This is a genomic window from Phormidesmis priestleyi ULC007, assembly GCF_003003695.1.
GTDB classification, from domain to species: Bacteria; Cyanobacteriota; Cyanobacteriia; order Leptolyngbyales; family Leptolyngbyaceae; genus Phormidesmis_A; species Phormidesmis_A priestleyi_A.
The window spans coordinates 1-2106 of the sequence record NZ_PVWG01000105.1; the positions used below are offsets into that span (position 1 = coordinate 1).

The following is a 2106-nucleotide window of genomic DNA, read 5'->3' on the forward strand; positions in this document are numbered from 1 at the left end:
GGGGCATTTGGGAATCGGTAGCGTCTAAATATCGATGGAGAACACCCCGCCCCCGGAGTAGAGAGGAGTCCTAAAGCAATCGCATCTCCACCCCGTGCGAAACGAGGAAACCCCGATAGAGTCCTGAAGTCACAAACACATTTCAGGTAAGCCACGGGCAACCGGAGCCGAATGCTCTAGCGGGAACAGGATGACCCAAGAAGCGAAAGCCATCCGCCGAAAGGCAAGCGGAATCGATAACGCGATGGATAGGGCAAATGCCTGACCTGAAAGGGTGCTGACGTGGGACAGGTGATCTCCAGAAGCAACGTTGAGAAGAAACTGAACGCTGAGGGAAAAGTTAGGTGCAGACCCAGTTTGTAAACGAAACCCAGCGCACGACCGATTGGCAAAGCGTCAACTGGCGCAAAGCAAACCGGGTCGTGAAGAATCTGAGACAACGCATCTTCCGAGCTACTCGGTGTGAAGACTGGAAACGAGTGAGAAACCTGCAACGGTTACTGCTCAAAAGCTACTCCAACGTTCTCCTTGCCGTGCGTCGAGTCACCCAGATTAATGCAGGAAAGAACACACCGGGCATCGACAAGATGCTGGTGAAAACGGGACCTGCAAAAGGCAAGTTGGTGGATTTGCTCAAGCCGCAAAACGCTTGGCAACCACTAGCCGCAAGACGGGTACAGATTCCGAAACGCAACGGCAAACGTCGCCCGCTGGGAATCCCCAGCATCATCGACCGCTGTTTACAAGCGGTGGTGAAAGCGGCATTAGAACCGTGTTGGGAAGCTCAATTTGAACCCACCAGTTATGGGTTTCGTCCCAGTCGCAGTGTACATGATGCCATTGCTCGCCTCTATGTCACCGCCAATGTGAACAATCGCAAGAAGTGGGTTCTAGAGGCGGACATCGCAGGATGTTTTGACACCATTGATCATGACTTCTTGTTGCAGCAAATCGGGCACTTTCCCGCTCGTCGGGTGATTGCCCAATGGCTCAAAGCAGGATACGTGGAAAATGGCATCTTTCATCCCTCCGAAGCAGGCACTCCCCAAGGCGGCATTCTTTCTCCGCTCTTGGCGAACATTGCGCTGCATGGCATGGAAACCGCACTGGGAATCACGCGCTATGCTCAAGGCTGTGTGAAAAGAACGGTGAAACGAGTGCTGGTTCGCTATGCCGACGACTGTGTGGTGGTCTGTGACAGCCAAGTCGAGGCAGAGCAAGCCCAAGTTGACCTTCAACGCTTCCTCAAGTTCAGAGGGTTGGAACTATCCGAGGAGAAAACTCGCATTGTCCATCTATCGGAAGGATTTGACTTTTTAAGCTTCAATGTCCGGCATTATCGGAGCCAAAACACTCGCACAGGATGGAAACTGCTGATTAAGCCTGCAAAACAAAGCGTGGCAGCCTTTCGAGAGAAACTGCGTGCCACCTTTAAGCGACTTCATGGCAGCAATGCCCGGTGTCTGATCAAAGTCCTCAACCCGATTCTGCGCGGTTGGGCAAACTACTACCGAAACGCAGTCAGTTCAGAGGTGTTTCAACACTTGGAACACTACGTCTTCTGGAAGCTCAGGCGCTGGATTAGCAAAACCCATCCCAACAAGTCCTTCGGCTGGCGTGACCATCGTTACTGGGCGCACCATCCTGCCTACCCCGGCAGTCAATGGAACTTTGTGGATAAAGACACGGGCATGGTTCTCTATCGCATCGGCTATACCCGGATTCAACGGCACACCTTAATTCGAGGAGATGCCAGCCCGGATAATCCTGAACTCAAAGACTACTTTGAGCAACGGACAAAACAGTCAAGGCAGATCGGGGAGTACCCAAAAGCGGTGCAACGGGTCATCCAGCATCAGCAAGCCCAGTGTCCGAACTGTGGACAATCGCTCTTCAATGCCGAGGATATCCACATTCATCACCACGTCCCACGTCAACAAGGTGGAACCAATCACACGTCTAATCTCGTTGCAGTACACCTCGTGTGTCATGCACAATTACATCGGTAGGCTATAGAGATTGCTTGAGCCGTGTACAGTGAAAGTTGTAAGCACGGTTCTGAGGGGAGGGAGGGAGATATATCTAAAACTCACTCCTTTACCCGAC

Annotated in this window: 1 protein-coding gene; it reads left to right on the forward strand. The window is 52.3% G+C overall.

What is annotated here, in order from left to right; translation table 11 throughout:
• Positions 1-344: 344 nt before the first annotated feature.
• Positions 345-2009 carry a group II intron reverse transcriptase/maturase gene (ltrA, locus tag C7B65_RS26805; protein WP_073075362.1) on the forward strand — a complete coding sequence of 555 codons (1665 nt, stop codon included), beginning with the start codon at positions 345-347 and terminating at the stop codon, positions 2007-2009.
• Positions 2010-2106: the final 97 nt, after the last annotated feature.